Raw genomic sequence first — 15,144 nt, 5'->3', positions numbered from 1 at the left:
ACTTGTAAGCGTTTTATTAATACTGGTTTGAATGCAGTAATGACTGCGTTTAAATATAAAAATAATCTATTTTAGGGGGATCTTGAGATGAAAATGAAGAGAAATGTATTATCTCTATTATTAGTATTGGTTATGTTTTTGTTAGCTGCTTGTGGACAACAATCTAGTGGTGGTAGTCAAGAAGAAACTGGCTCTGATGAAAACGCTAACAACGAAGAAAAAAGCAGTGAAGTATATACATTAAAAGTAGGTACAGCCCTTGCTGAAACAGATCCAATTTACCAAGGTTTAGAAGCTTTTAAAGATAGTGTAGCCGAGAGAACGAATGGGGCAGTAGAAATTGAGATTTTTGGAAGCGGTTCCTTAGGTGAGGATAAAGATATTCTTGAACAAGCAAAGGTTGGGGCAAACGTAGCTGTACTTGTTGACTCTGGACGATTAGCGGAAATGGTACCGGAAATTGGAATCATGACAGCGCCTTATATTGTTGACAATTTTAGCGAAGCAAACCAAGTTACACAGTCTGATTTGTTTAAAGGCTGGGAAGAAAAGTTAGCTCAAGATCATAATTTACAAATCTTGTCATTTAACTGGTATCAAGGGGAACGTCATTTATTAACAAATAAGCCAATTGAGACACCAGAAGATTTAAAAGGTGTTCAATTACGTACTCCAGGTGCACCGATATGGTTAGAAACAATTAAGGCAATGGGAGCAAGCCCAACAGGTATGGCATGGGCAGAAGTATACCCAGCTATTCAACAAGGTGTTATTGATGGGGCAGAGGCACAACATCCAGCTACGTATGGAGCGAAGCTGTATGAAGTGATCGATCATATTTCAAAAACTAGACATTTCCAATTGTTAACAGGTATCGTAGCTGGTGCTAACTGGATGTCTAACTTACCAGAAGAGTATAAAACGATCATATTTGAAGAGGCTTTAAAAGCAGGTGAAGAAGCTTCATATAAAACGGAAGAAATGTTAGCAGATTTTGAACAAATGATGATCGATGAGGGTGTAGAAGTACATGAGGTTGATGTGGAAGTATTTAAGGCAGCAACTGAAGTAGTTTATGAGCAATTTGATGGGTATCAAGAGCTTCGTGAAGAGATTAATAGTATTCTTGGAAAATAGAGAGTGATATCTATGTTAAATAAAATTGGAAGAACTTATGTTAAAACAGAGAATTTTATAACTGATTTTTTAATGATAGGTGTCGTATTCTTTGTATTTATAGCTTCGGTCATGCGATGGGCAGGTTCGCCCATCCCATGGTCCGTTGAATTTGCTCAATTATTATTTGTTTGGGTCATTTTCTTAGGGGCTAACCGGGCTCTTCGGGAGGACAGACATATTGGTGTTGACTTTTTTACTAAAAAATTACCTGATAGATTAAGAGTCACCTTAGAGATCCTAATGATGTTACTAGTAATGGGTTTTCTTATTTTTATCGGGTATTTCGGAATTTTGCTTAGTATCGAAAATTCAGTGAGATTAATTAGTAATCTCACGATGAGCTATTCGTTTGTCACATTGTCAGTCCCAATCGGTTGTATTCTGATGATTTTTACTATCCTTATTAAAATTAAGGAGAAAATAATGGCTCTTAAAACAGTATCAAATAGTTGAGTAAAGAGGGGTGAAATAGGTGTTACTCGTTGCTGTGATATTTTTTGTATTACTTTTTCTTAATATGCCAGTCGCATTTGCGATTGGAATCGCGAGTCTTTTCTTCTTCATATTAGATCCTAATTTACCTGTTCAAATAACAGCGCAGCGTATGGTAGCTGGAACACAATCTTTTCCATTACTTGCCGTTCCTTTTTTTATCCTAGCAGGGAATCTAATGAACTCTTCTGGGATTACGAAGAGACTGATGCGATTTGCAAACGCCTTAACAGGTCATTTAATAGGAAGTTTAGCCCACGTATCGATCGTTCTTAGTACGATTATGGGGGGGATTTCTGGGTCAGCCAATGCGGATGCAGCCATGCAGAGTAGAATTCTAGGTCCTCAAATGATCGCTAAGGGCTATTCAGGTGGGTATTCAGTTGGAGTTATTGCATTTAGTTCTTTGATCACTGCAACGATCCCACCTAGTATTGGCCTCATTTTATATGGATTTGTTGGGGAAGTTTCAATAGGAAGGCTTTTCTTAGCGGGAATCATACCAGGTATTCTGATGATGGCTTTTCTAATGATTGTTGCTTATATCATTGCGAAAAGAAGAGGATATGACCAAGATATTGAAACAAAGAGAATGTCCTTTAAAGAAGTACTTATGACATTTAAAGATAGTATTTGGGCACTTTTATTCCCAGTTATTCTTGTCGTTGGAATTCGTTTTGGAATATTTACTGCTTCAGAGGCAGGAGCATTTGCCGTAGTTTATGCTCTAGTTATTGGTTTTTTAGTCTATAAGGAATTGAACTGGAAAACGTTTAAAGAATCGATTTCTCAATCTGTAACTGATAATGCCACTATTTTATTAATTATCTCTGCATCTTCAATTCTAGGATTTTTAATTACGTATGATAGGTTACCGCAAACGGCTGCCGAGTTTTTGCTCGGGATTACTAGCAATCCAAGTCTATTATTGATTTTAATTTTAATTTTCCTTGTTTTTGCTGGGATGTTTATAGAATCAACCGTACTTGTTTTATTATTAACTCCAATCTTTTTACCAATCGTTACACAGATTGGCGTGGATCCCGTTCATTTTGGAATTTTGATGATGACGATCGTTACATTTGGAGGAATGACTCCACCTGTTGGGGTAACGATGTATACCGTTTGTTCCCTTACAAATGTTTCGGTTGAGGAATATGTGAAGGAATCACTTCCATTTATATTAGGGATTATGGCTCTCATTGCGTTATTAACGTTTGTACCAGGAATTGTCATGTTTTTACCAGATTTATTTATGTAGATCTTTAAATCTACTATTACTTTTGAGGAGGTAATCATTTGTATTCATTTGATCAGAAAGTTGTCTGGGTCACTGGAAGTAGTACGGGAATTGGCAGAGCCATTGCGCTGGCATTTGCTGAACACGGAGCCGATGTGGTTGTGCACGGAAACTCTAACCTTTCTAAGGCAGAAGAGACGTTAGAAATGGTTCGCAGTAAGGGTGTGAAAGCTATTCTTGTTTCAGGGGATGTAACAGATCGAGGACAAGTTAATCAAATGGCTTCTGAAATTGAAAAAGAATTTGGCCGATTAGATATTCTCATTAATAATGCGGGTACGATGGTCACTCGTACAAAAATTGAAGATTTAGATGTCGATACATGGAATGATATTATGAACATTAATTTGAATTCTGTTTTCCATGTTACTCAAGCAGCATTACCACTATTAAAACAGCAAAAAGAAGGACAAATCATTAATATGACTTCTCTTGCAGCACGAAATGGCGGTGGACCTGGAGCGGTTGCTTATGCTACTGCCAAAGGAGCGGTTAGTACATTTACACGCGGGTTAGCCAAGGAATTGGTTGGCTACAACATTCGTGTCAATGGGATTGGACCTGGGATCATTACAACTCCTTTCCATGATCGATACTCTACCGCTGAAATGCGAAAAGGGATGGCAAACCAAGTGCCATTAGGTAGAGAAGGAACTGCAGAGGAAGTAGCTGGCGCGGCACTCTATTTAGCATCTCCATACGCGAGCTACATAACAGGTGAAATCATTGAAGTGAATGGCGGTTTATTAATGGATTAAAATATTCGTGAAATGAGGAATAAGGAGGTCCGTTGTGAAAGCATTTATGGATGAAAACTTTTTGTTGGAAACGGATACCGCGATAAAGTTGTATCATGACTTTGCTAAAGATATGCCAATTTTTGATTATCATTGTCACCTTTCTGCGAAGGAAATTGCGGAAAATAAGTCGTTTTCCTCGCTTACAGACATTTGGCTGACGGATGACCATTATAAATGGAGAGCCTTAAGAAGCAATGGCATAAAAGAAGAATGGATCACTGGTAACGCTGATGAAAAAGCGAAGTTTGATAAATGGGCTGAAACCGTTCCATTTACGATTGGGAATCCGTTATATCACTGGACGCATTTGGAGCTGCAACGATATTTTGGCATTATGACTCCGCTAAATAAGGGAACGGCCAATGAAATTTGGGAGACGTGTAATCAGTTACTAAAAACTGAGGCCTTTACAGCCCAAGAATTGATTAAACGTTCTAATGTTAAAGGAATCTGTACGACGGATGATCCATTAGATGATCTAACGTATCATATAGAGTTAAAAGAGAATGAAGCATTTGATGTCCATGTTCTGCCTACTTTTCGACCAGATGGAGCATTAACAGTTGAAAGTCCTTCGTTTAATCATTGGGTAAGTAAGCTTGAAGAAATTACTGGCCTTTCTATTAAAACTTATACTGACTTTGTAGAAGGTTTGGAAGCAAGAGTTCACTTTTTCCATGAAGTAGGCTGCAGATTATCTGACCACGGTTTAGATACAAACTTTTACTTAGAAACTAGTGATGAAGAAGTGGATCGTATCTTCAAAAAAGGTTTATTAAACGAGGAACTTACAACCAATGAAATTATTAAGTACAAAACGGCTGTAATGAAATCATTAGGTAAACTTTATGCTGATTATGGTTGGGCGATGCAGCTACACATTGGGGCGTTACGAAATAATAATACGAAAAAATTAGAAGCAGTTGGTCCAAATACAGGCTTTGATTCGATCGCTGACTTTACTTATGCAGAGGATTTATCTCATTTATTGAATTCACTAGATTATAAGAATTCATTACCGAAGACGATTATTTATAACTTGAATCCTAGAGATAATTATATGATTGGTTCTATGATTGGAAATTTCCAAGAAGATGTTCCTGGGAAGATTCAATTTGGAACCGCATGGTGGTTTAATGATCAACGTGATGGTATGGAAGATCAAATTAAAGTTCTGGCCAACTGTGGATTATTACCTAAATTTATAGGAATGCTCACAGATTCAAGAAGCTTCTTATCATATACGAGACATGAATATTTTAGAAGAATTTTATGTAATATCATCGGAAGCTGGGTAGAGAAAGGGGAATATCCTGCTGACTTTGAAATATTAGGAAAAATCATAGAAGATATTTGCTATTTTAATATAGAGAAATATTTAGGAATAGAATCTAAACAATAATAGGTGATAACAATGGAAATGGTCTTTAGATGGTTTGGGGAGGGAAATGATACGATTCCTCTCTCCTATATAAAACAGATACCAGGGGTTACGGGGATCGTATGGGCACTTCACCATATCCCAACTGGTGAGAAGTGGCCAATTGAAGAAATTATCAATATTAAAAGTCAAGCTGAACAATATGATCTAAACATTGATGTAGTTGAAAGTGTAAATATTCATGAAGATATTAAACTAGGACTACCTACTCGAGATCAATATATTGAAAATTATAAAGAAACGATGAGGGAGCTATCAAAAGTAGGTGTAAAGGTAATTTGTTATAACTTTATGCCTGTCTTCGATTGGGTGCGTACTGATTTATTTAAAGAGTTAGAGGATGGATCGACCGCATTATTTTATGAAAGTTCCAAGGTAGAAAATATGGATCCTTCTGATTTAGTTAACCGATTTTTAGAAAATGATGAGTTTACCTTACCAGGATGGGAACCAGAACGATTAGCGAAATTATCGGAGATGTTCGAGGCGTATAAGGGTGTGACTGAAGAAAAGCTTTGGGAAAATTTGAAGTATTTTTTAGAAGAAATTATTCCTGTGGCAGAAGAGCTAAATATAAAAATGGCAATCCACCCGGATGATCCACCGTGGCCAGTATTTGGATTACCAAGGATTATTACGAACCAAGAGAATATTAGAAAGTTCTTATCATTGGTAGATAGTCCGTATAACGGCCTTACGTTATGTAGTGGATCGTTAGGAGCGAATGAAAACAATGATATTCCTGGAATGATTAGAGAATTCCATGATCGTATTCATTTTGCGCATATTCGAAATCTAAAACGTTATGAAAATGGCGATTTCATTGAAACATCACACAGAGCAAGTGATGGATCACTCGATATATGTGAAATCGTTAAGGCTTATCATGATAGTGGTTTTACAGGATATGCAAGACCTGATCACGGCAGACATTTATGGAATGAGGAATGTCGACCTGGCTATGGACTTTATGATCGTGCGCTTGGAATTATGTATTTGTGGGGAATTTGGGATTCACTCGTAAAAATGCAGAGAGGTGTTTAAATATGCTAGGTATAAATGAGAATTTAAAAGGAAAAGTGGCTGTGATTACTGGCGGAAGTGGCGTCTTGTGTGGAGCTATGGCGAGAGAGCTTGGACGCCAAGGTGCCAAAGTAGCCATTTTAAATAGAACTTTAGAAAAAGGGAAAGTTGTTGAACAAGATATTATTGATGCTGGTGGTGAGGCATTAGCAATTGCTTGTGATGTATTGAATCGTGAAAGTGTATTCCAAGCAAAAGAAGAGATCATCCAGAAATTTGGCGTTTGTGATATTCTGATTAACGGTGCTGGTGGAAATCATCCGGATGGAATTACAACAAAGGAAACCTTTCAACCAGAGGATCTAGAAGATAAAGATATTCAAACCTTTTTTGATTTAACGAAAGAGGGCTTTGGGTTTGTGTTTGATTTAAATATATTAGGGACCATTATTCCGACACAAATTTTTGCTAAAGATATGGTAAACCGGAAAGGTGCAGTGGTGATCAACCTTTCTTCTATGAGTGCACCATCGCCAATGACAAAAGTTCCTGCCTATAGTGCTGCTAAAGCTGGAATTGATAACTTAACACAATGGTTGGCTGTACATTTTGCTGATGCGGGTATCCGCGTAAATGCGATTGCACCAGGATTTTTCTTAACAGAGCAAAATAGAAAATTATTAACAAACGAAGATGGTTCATTAACGGAAAGATCTACAAAAATTATGGCACATACTCCGATGAAACGATTTGGTAAACCAGAAGACTTATTAGGGACATTATTGTGGTTAGTAGATGATAATATGTCAGGATTTGTAACAGGGATCACGGTACCAGTTGATGGTGGCTTCATGGCGTATTCAGGAGTTTAACTACTAAAAAGATAAGTTTTATAGACTTATCTTTTTTTACTCTTTAAGAGTGGAACTTCAAATGGATAAAGCATAAAGAAAAGGCAGCGATTTTAGTTTTTCTAGGCGATCAAACATTTTTTGCAAACGACATATAGAAGTTTTAATAGAAGGGAGTAGTAAATAATGGATGTAGTAACGATTGGAGAATCAATGGTTCTATTTACCCCAGATTCAGCGGGCTCGTTTTGTTATGCAGGTAAATTTGATAAAACAATTGGTGGAGCAGAGTCTAATGTAGCGATAGCTCTTTCAAGATTAGGGCATAAAGTAGGCTGGATAAGCAGGCTTGGAGATGACGATTTTGGTATTTATGTTCGCAACTTGATTCGTGGAGAAGGAGTAGATACGAGCCAAGTTCTCTTTGATGAAAACAACCAAACAGCTGTATTTTTTAAGGAAAGAAAAAATGGTGGTGAACCAAAAGTCTATTACTATAGAAAAAACTCTGCAGCAAGCTATATGACAGCTGATGATCTTAATGAAGACTATATCGCCAGAGCAAAGTTTTTACACATTACAGGCATTACACCTGCACTAAGTCAAACGTGTAGAGAAACGATCTATCATGCGATTAAGCTAGCAAGCAGAAATAATGTCAAGGTTGTATTCGATCCGAATATCCGATTAAAGCTTTGGACCCAAGAGGAAGCAGGGAACGTATTAAAGGATATTGCCAGTCTCTGTGATGTCGTCCTCCCTGGTATTGAGGAAGGTGAGATCCTAACTGGTAAGAGCTCTCCTGAGGAAATTGCACAAACGCTGCTTCAGGGAAGAACAAATACCGTAGTCGTAAAGTTAGGGAAAAAGGGAGCTTATTTTGCTACAAAAACTGAAAGTGGTTATGTTGATGGACAAGTTGTTGAAAACATAGTGGATCCAATTGGTGCTGGAGACGGATTTGCTGGTGGATTTCTTTCAGGGTTAATTCGTCAATGGTCAGTAAAAGAATCCGTGGAATTAGCCAATAAGGTGGCCGCTTATGCATTAACCGTTGCTGGTGATGCAGAGGGTTATCCATATTGGTCTCAGATTCAGTCGAACGGTAAGAAGGAAATATTACGTTAAGTGAAAGAGGTTGGGAAAAATGATTGAAAAGATTGAAACAATAAGAAAGATTCAAGACAATGGAATTATCGCAGTTATTCGCAACATACCTGAAGATAAAATTTCAGACTTAGCAGAAGCTCTGATTTCAAGTGGAATCAATACTTTAGAGATTACAGTAGAAGGTGAAAATGGGTTTTCGATGATTGAATTTCTATCCAAGAAATACAAAGATCAGGTTCTCATTGGTGCGGGTACAGTGATTGACAGTGCGTCTGCACAACTTGCAATAAGTAAAGGGGCAAATTATATCCTCAGCCCTAACTTCAACCCAGAAGTTGTAAAAACAACATTACGCTATGGAAAAGTCGTGGTCCCTGGAGTAATGACTCCAACAGAGATGATGAACGCTATGGAATGTGGAGCGGATATGGTTAAGATTTTCCCGGCCTCAGTTCTTGGTGTTAAATTTATAAAGGATGTAAAGGGCCCATTCCCGCAAATACCGATCATTCCAACTGGTGGAATTGATGTGAATAATGTTGGAGACTTTATTAAAGCAGGAGTTGAAGCAGTTGGCGTTGGAGGAACCTTAATAAATAAAGAGGCCATTCAGCGATCTGATTTTGATTCTATCAAAGAAACAGCGTCACAATTTATTTCTGAAATAAAAAAAGCTCGGGGGATGTCACTGTGACTCCCCGAAATAACTCATAAAATGTCAAATTTTAAGTGGGTGAGGTTCTGCCTCTTCCTTTTTCAAAGAATACATAAATTTCGAGGATGTCTAGGTACAGCGCCTAGCGTCTAGTGGACTTCGCTCCCCCTCCTTACGATAAGTCAACAGCGGCTCGATTACTCTCGCCGTGTTTCCTTTATCTCATACGGTGGGGCTCTAGTCCATACACCGCTGAATGGGGCTTGCACTTTTCTTGTGAAGAAGGGAGGTTATCATGATGGAAACGTGGCTACCGTTTTTAAGTGAATTTGGCATGATTTGGTGTCGGAATATAGGTAACTTTGTCGAGAAATCGATAAATGGATGAAAGTTGAAAATATTTAGGAAGAAGTTGAAAATAAATCGTATAAACTTGAAAATAAACGCTGTAAAGTTAAAAATAAAACTATTTTTCATCACGCGAAGTCTGGGTTTTCAGCACAAAATCGGTGAAAACGGCATATCTTGGACCTGTATGCAATGGAAACATACTGAAACTAGTGATTTCGTTCACTGTAATCTCGTGGAATATGTCCGATTTCTCAATTAAATAAACATTTATTTAATGATTACTAAGAGTGTTCAACAGTATGAGCTGTCACAGTGACGCCCCGAAATTTCATGAGATATCCTGAATAATCTTGTTTCACGGTTGATAGGGAGAACGTGTACTAAATAAAAAAGAAAATTATCTTTTCAAGTTTGTGTAAAAGATACGAAATCTCTTAATTTATATTTTAGAAAAAGAAGAAGTAACCACCTCCGCTCTCGACCAGTGGATAAGGTGGTTACTTCTTTTTAAGTAATCGAATTAATTAAAAAACATCTTTTCAATAAATGTTTTCATTCTAACTTCGCCATAATTACTCAGTTTTATATTGGGATTCTTCATTAGACAATAGTCAAGAAATAACCCCCGATAAAATGTTAAAGTCATTTCAACCAAGCTCTCAATCGGTTCATTAATGTCGAATTCACCTGTTTTTTTCCCTTTTTCAATAATACTATAAACGACTTTATATAATTTTCGATTTTTTCCTACAACTAATGATTCAGTTTCTTTTAGTGATAATTGATTGGTAAGAACTAAAGATAAAAACTCATATCCAAGATCGTCAGAGAATTGAAATCCTGCATTTAATACGGTAACAAGTTTTTTTACAGCAGGAGTATTTTCCGGTAGAATATTCAACGCATTTTCATAAGATTGATCGATTTTATTATAATGTTCGATAACGACACCGTCTTTTGATTTGAAATAAGTATAAAAAGATCCTTTTGAAGTTCCAGCAAATTCAGCAATTTCCTCAACGTGTACATTTTCATACCCTTTTTCCTTAAATAATTTAATGGCACTAGTATATAGTGCATTTTTTGTTTCTACAGCTTTAATTTGACGAGAGTTCATAGTTTATCACCTTTTATTTTATAATTTTTTAAAAATTTAGTTGATTTAGAATTCTTATTAGTATTATAATTGACTCAAGTCACTGACTCAAGTCAATAAAGCAAAAAAATATAAAAAATTTTAAATCTTACATATTTTTTTGCTTAGTAAACAAACCGTCCAAAGCATAACGGGTCAAACTTTATAACGTTGATAGAGGTTGGCTCGCTTAATAAATCATAAATTGAAAACGCATACAATCAACAACTAAAAGATTACAGGGGAAATTTAATAGGGGGTGATAAATAGAACAAACGAAAACGAAAATTCAATTGAAGATCAACTTGGGTATGAAAACTTAAAAAGTCTAGTTAAATAGACTGACTTTATTTTAAGTAAAGGGGTGAGATTTTGAGTCAAACAATAGTAGAGAAAGTATTTACTAAAAATTTTGGTAGTGTGGTTCGTACAGGTGATGAACGACTTTTCTCACCGGATGTAATCACTGCTTATGACTATCCTGGTTATGTTGATAAGTATGAACAGCAAATGGTTGACGTGCTTAAAATTGAAAAAGTAAAGCATCCAGAAAAATTCGTTTTATTTATTGATCACTTATATCCTGCAGGAACACCAAAGGAACAAGAAATTCATGCGATTACGAGAAGGTTTGCGAAACGCTATGGTTTTAAACTTTATGAAGGAAAGGGAATTGGTCATCATGTGATTTCTGAGGAAGGCTATATCCAACCGGGACGTTTTGTGGTCCATTTTGATGGTCATATTAGCACAGTGGGGGCACTTGGTGCGATTGGTGTTGGCATTCGCAATAGTATGATCGAAGCATTTGCAACAGAACAAGTCTCTTTAGTCGTTCCACCAACCGTACGTATTAATTTAACCGGAAAATTAGCAAAAGGGGTCACTTCCAGAGATATATTTCACTCGATTGTCAGAGAATTGGGGCCAGCAGGGTGCCGCTCTAGCGTTATTGAATATGGTGGACCAGGACTTTCTTCGTTAGAAATGGATGAGCGCTTTACACTTTGTAATTTGGCTATGTTCCTTGGCGGGATAAGCGCAGTAATGGAAACAGATGAAATGACTTATAACTATTTGAAGGACCATGGTGTAGAAGAATATGATGAAATCTATCCTGATGAAGGTGCCGTTTATTCAAAAGAATACACCATTAACCTTGATGAGGTTGAACCGGTGATTGTAGCACCACCTTCCCCAGCAAATACTGTACCGATATCGGATGTAATAGGTTTACCTATTGATGCTGGATATATTGGTTCTTGTGCAAGTGGTAGAATAAAAGATTTTATGCAAGCTGTTGAAATTTTAGATGGGAAAAAAATTGCGGAATCCTTTCGTTTAAATGCTGTTCCAACTTCGACATTAATACAGGCTAAAATGAGTGAACTAGGAATTACATCGAAGTTGATTAAAGCGGGTGCACTCGTAAATGTTTCAACTTGTGATTTTTGTATCGGTCAAATGGGAGCGATTTCTGAAGGCGAACGTGCCGTTTCAACCGGAACGTTGAATATTCCTGGACGAATGGGGAGTAATAAGGCCGAAATTTATACAGCAAGTCCATACACGATTGCGGCAACAGCAGTTAAAGGTATCATTACAGATCCAAGAACAATGCTTTAAGGGGGTGAAAAAGAATATGCTTCCTACGATTAATGGGAGGATTGCCTGGATATTTAAAGAAGCTAATTACGATATCGATTTGATTGTAGGTGTCGACAATATCAAGACAAAAGACATTGAAAAGTTAAAAGAAGTTTGTATGAAGGAATACGACCCCAACTTTAAAACCGATGTTCGTGAAGGAGATGTCATTGTAGGTGGTGAAAATTTTGGTTACGGTCACCCTCATTATCCGTCTTGTCGTGCTTTAAGAGCTCTCGGGATTAAAGCAATTATTGCGGAATCCTTTTCTCCAGGTTTTTATCGCGGGGAATCGACGAATGGTTTTCCTTTAATCGAATGTCCCGGCATTTCTACAATCGCAAACAGATGGGACCGAGTTCACTTTAATTGGGAAACAGAGAAGCTGTCTTTTCCAGATAAAGACATTGAACTTCCTTGTAATAAAGTACCACAAAAGACAAAAGATTTAATTGTTCATGGTGGTATTATTGAATATTTAAAACATACTCGCTTGAAATCTATTTAATAAGTATGTAAGTTTACAAATTTGTTAGGAAACAGCATTTTTCAAATATCCTAAAAAACGATTGGGGGCAATCACATTGAAAATGAAATATCCTTTGTTAGGTGTATTAATTGGTTTATTCATCCTATTGATGGCTGCATGTAGTAGCGGAGGAACAGAAAACGCAGCGAATGAGCAACCATCTTCTGAAAAAGAAGAAGAAACTGAGGCGAAAACAACCGAAGAAACGTTTACTTTCCGAGTAACGTCTGCACTCAGTCCGAAACATGGTCTTTGGGTTGGTTTTTATGAGCCATGGATGAAGCAAATTGAAGAGGAAACAAATGGAAGAGTAACGTTTGAGACGTTTACTTCGGGAGAACTAGTTGAGGCTACGAATGAAATGGAGGCGCTCAAACAAGGAACAGTTCATATTGCGGCACCACTGTTACCGATTTATGACCCATCTACTTTCCCTCTTTCTGAAATTAGTATGTTACCTTTAACAAAGTCAAGTCCAATCATTGGTACGATGGCTTTCAAAAAATTAATTGAAAGTGAGACCCCTTTAAAAGACGGTAAAACGTTTTCTGAGTTGGAATATGGAGAGCATGGACTAAAAGTACTACCTGCAACGATTTCAGAAGAATATTCCATTTCAACTACAGGCTTAAAGTTTAATAGTGTAGATGAAGTTAGAAAATCGCAATTAAGAACACCTTCACGTATTCATGAGCTCTATGCGAAAAACGTTGGTATTAATTCAGTAACAATGCCTACTTTTGATTTATTCGATGCGATGAGTCGCGGAGCTGTCGATGGGAGTTTTCTATTTATATCAGATTGGACTGGATACGGATTTGAAGAACTCTTTAAGTACACAGTTACAAATGTCAATCTTGGCCATTTCAGTTCGCTCCTCGCCATGACGCAAGAACAATGGGATGCGCTTCCAGAGGATATTCAGGAAATAATGATTAAGGCTGTTAACGATAATATTGAAGACGGTGCTCAAATTTGGGTAGATCGTCGTAGTGAAATCATCGAGCAAACAGAAAGCAATGGTGCTGAGTTTATTGATGTAAACGATTTAGACCCAGAAGTTAAAGAGTTACTAGTTAGTGGGATGGAAAAAACTTGGTTTGATTTTATTAAGATTTTAGAAGATCAAGGAGAGCCTGGAACAGAAATTGCAAAGCTATGGCGTGATATTGTACTTGAGCTTGGAGGAGATGTACCAGACGCCATTAAACAACTAGACTAGTATTTTTTAACTAATATCAATAGTGGTGGAGGGTGTTCGGCTCGTTAAAGATCAACGAGCTCCCCTCCCTATTTAGGAGTGAATGTTATGGGTGACATTCTGTTAATTATTTCTATCTTTATAGCTTTTTTCGTTTTAATGATTGCTGGCTTAAATATTCATTCAATTCTATTTGCAATTGGAATTTTCGGCTTAATATATATTGAAGGGTTTGATATTATTTCTGGCTTTCTCAGTCAGGATCCTTTTTCACAAATTTCTAGTTATACACTCACAACCATTCCGCTTTACATTATCATGGCACAGTTTATTTTAAAAGCTGGCATCGTTCAGGATGCATTTACAATGGCTTACAATGTATCCCGAGGAAAACCTAGCGTTCTTGGAGCTTTAACTATTTTAGTTGGAGGCTTTCTCGGTGCGGTATCTGGTTCAGGTGCAGCAACATCCGCTTCACTCGGTCAAGTAGCCGTTCCAGAATTAAAAAACTACGGTTATAAACCAGAGCTTGCTGGGGCAATAGCAGCCACAAGTGGTTCACTCTCCGGGATTATTCCGCCAAGTATTATTTTAATATTATATGGGGTTATAACAGAGACTCCAATTAGTAGTTTATTTATTGGTGCGATTATTCCGGGAATATTAATTATGATGGTTCTAATTATTTTGGTTTTTATTCTCTACAAAGATCAACGTACTTCTGTTGATCTAGCAAATGCTCAAAGTAAAACGTTAAGTACTAAACGAATGATTATCGTATGTAGTGTAGGTCTTTTTATTTTTACCGTTATTTTTGGTGGAATTTATTCCGGTTTTGTCACCCCGACCGAAGCGGGAGCTATTGGAGCACTAGCTAGTTTTATTACAGCATTCATACTTGGGAAACTGAACTGGGAATTTATTCGCTCTTCCGTTGTTGAAACAACAAAAATTACAGGGATGATTGTTTTAATCTTGATTGGTGCTAAAATTTTTGGACGGTTTGTTTCACTTTCACTTCTTCCTAGAAAGATCTCTGGTTTACTAGAAGGATTGTTACAACAGCCATTCTTGGTTCTCGTAATATTAGCCGTCGTGTTTTTTGTTTTATTCATGTTTATTGAGGGGGCAGCTGTTATTTTGATGACCTTGCCAATCCTTCTCCCGATTATTGAACAAGCACAAATTGATGTGCTTTGGTTTGGAGTATTTATCGCTGTCATTTGTACAATTGGTTTGATCACCCCTCCAGTTGGGTTAAGTGTTTATGCGGTTTCTGCTACAAGTGGTGTCGCAGTAGAAGGGATATTTAAATATACGATGCTCATAGCACTTATTGTAGCAATTGTCGTTTGTGGAATAATGATTCTCTTTCAAGGGACAGTAACATGGTTACCTTCTACGGTTAAATAAGAGAATGAGAGAGGTGA

The 15,144-nt window shown here is 37.1% G+C and carries 14 protein-coding genes; 13 read left to right on the top strand and 1 reads right to left on the bottom strand.

Features of this window, described 5'->3' with window-relative positions; translation table 11 throughout:
• Positions 1–87: 87 nt before the first annotated feature.
• From J0N78_RS03510 to J0N78_RS03470, 9 genes are all read left to right on the top strand, one after another.
• Positions 88–1,137 (top strand): C4-dicarboxylate TRAP transporter substrate-binding protein, encoded by a 1,050-nt coding sequence (locus J0N78_RS03510; protein WP_247747095.1) that lies wholly within the window; start codon positions 88–90, stop codon positions 1,135–1,137.
• A 12-nt stretch (positions 1,138–1,149) separates the two neighbouring features.
• Positions 1,150–1,632 carry a TRAP transporter small permease gene (locus J0N78_RS03505; RefSeq protein ID WP_209121640.1) on the top strand — a complete coding sequence of 161 codons (483 nt, stop codon included), beginning with the start codon at positions 1,150–1,152 and terminating at the stop codon, positions 1,630–1,632.
• Between the two features lie 19 nt (positions 1,633–1,651).
• Entirely contained in the window at positions 1,652–2,932 is a 1,281-nt protein-coding gene (locus J0N78_RS03500) for a TRAP transporter large permease (RefSeq protein WP_209121639.1), read from the top strand.
• Between the two features lie 38 nt (positions 2,933–2,970).
• Positions 2,971–3,729, top strand: coding sequence for an SDR family NAD(P)-dependent oxidoreductase (locus J0N78_RS03495; protein WP_209121638.1), 759 nt, complete (start codon positions 2,971–2,973; stop codon positions 3,727–3,729).
• Between the two features lie 46 nt (positions 3,730–3,775).
• A complete protein-coding gene (gene uxaC, locus J0N78_RS03490) occupies positions 3,776–5,173 on the top strand; it encodes a glucuronate isomerase (RefSeq protein ID WP_209121810.1) in 1,398 nt (465 codons plus the stop codon).
• Between the two features lie 12 nt (positions 5,174–5,185).
• Positions 5,186–6,256 (top strand): mannonate dehydratase, encoded by a 1,071-nt coding sequence (uxuA, locus tag J0N78_RS03485; RefSeq protein ID WP_209121637.1) that lies wholly within the window; start codon positions 5,186–5,188, stop codon positions 6,254–6,256.
• A 2-nt stretch (positions 6,257–6,258) separates the two neighbouring features.
• Complete coding sequence (locus J0N78_RS03480) at positions 6,259–7,107, top strand: SDR family oxidoreductase (protein ID WP_209121636.1); 849 nt, start codon at positions 6,259–6,261, stop codon at positions 7,105–7,107.
• Positions 7,108–7,272: 165 nt separating this feature from the next.
• Positions 7,273–8,214, top strand: coding sequence for a sugar kinase (locus tag J0N78_RS03475; protein WP_209121635.1), 942 nt, complete (start codon positions 7,273–7,275; stop codon positions 8,212–8,214).
• Between the two features lie 19 nt (positions 8,215–8,233).
• The gene (locus J0N78_RS03470; RefSeq protein WP_209121634.1) at positions 8,234–8,890 is read left to right on the top strand and encodes a bifunctional 4-hydroxy-2-oxoglutarate aldolase/2-dehydro-3-deoxy-phosphogluconate aldolase; all 657 of its coding nucleotides are present in this window, start codon (positions 8,234–8,236) and stop codon (positions 8,888–8,890) included.
• A gap of 832 nt (positions 8,891–9,722) precedes the next feature.
• On the opposite strand, the gene J0N78_RS03465 is transcribed toward J0N78_RS03470, so the two are convergent.
• On the bottom strand, positions 9,723–10,319 hold the full coding sequence (locus J0N78_RS03465) for a TetR/AcrR family transcriptional regulator (RefSeq protein ID WP_209121633.1): 597 nt from the start codon (positions 10,317–10,319) through the stop codon (positions 9,723–9,725).
• A 390-nt stretch (positions 10,320–10,709) separates the two neighbouring features.
• On the opposite strand from J0N78_RS03465, the gene J0N78_RS03460 reads away from it, so the two are divergent.
• The 4 genes from J0N78_RS03460 (at position 10,710) to J0N78_RS03445 (ending at position 15,127) form a co-directional block, all read left to right on the top strand.
• The gene (locus J0N78_RS03460) at positions 10,710–11,963 is read left to right on the top strand and encodes a 3-isopropylmalate dehydratase large subunit (RefSeq protein ID WP_209121632.1); all 1,254 of its coding nucleotides are present in this window, start codon (positions 10,710–10,712) and stop codon (positions 11,961–11,963) included.
• Between the two features lie 16 nt (positions 11,964–11,979).
• Positions 11,980–12,492 carry a 3-isopropylmalate dehydratase small subunit gene (locus J0N78_RS03455; RefSeq protein WP_209121631.1) on the top strand — a complete coding sequence of 171 codons (513 nt, stop codon included), beginning with the start codon at positions 11,980–11,982 and terminating at the stop codon, positions 12,490–12,492.
• An 82-nt stretch (positions 12,493–12,574) separates the two neighbouring features.
• The gene (gene dctP / locus J0N78_RS03450) at positions 12,575–13,735 is read left to right on the top strand and encodes a TRAP transporter substrate-binding protein DctP (RefSeq protein WP_209121809.1); all 1,161 of its coding nucleotides are present in this window, start codon (positions 12,575–12,577) and stop codon (positions 13,733–13,735) included.
• A gap of 87 nt (positions 13,736–13,822) precedes the next feature.
• Positions 13,823–15,127 (top strand): TRAP transporter large permease, encoded by a 1,305-nt coding sequence (locus tag J0N78_RS03445; protein WP_209121630.1) that lies wholly within the window; start codon positions 13,823–13,825, stop codon positions 15,125–15,127.
• The last annotated feature ends 17 nt before the right edge of the window (positions 15,128–15,144 follow it).

Source organism: Alkalihalobacillus sp. BA299 (assembly GCF_017745675.1).
In the GTDB taxonomy this organism is placed as follows: Bacteria; Bacillota; Bacilli; order Bacillales; family Bacillaceae_F; genus Alkalihalobacterium.
This window is presented reverse-complemented; position numbering and strand designations above follow the sequence as displayed.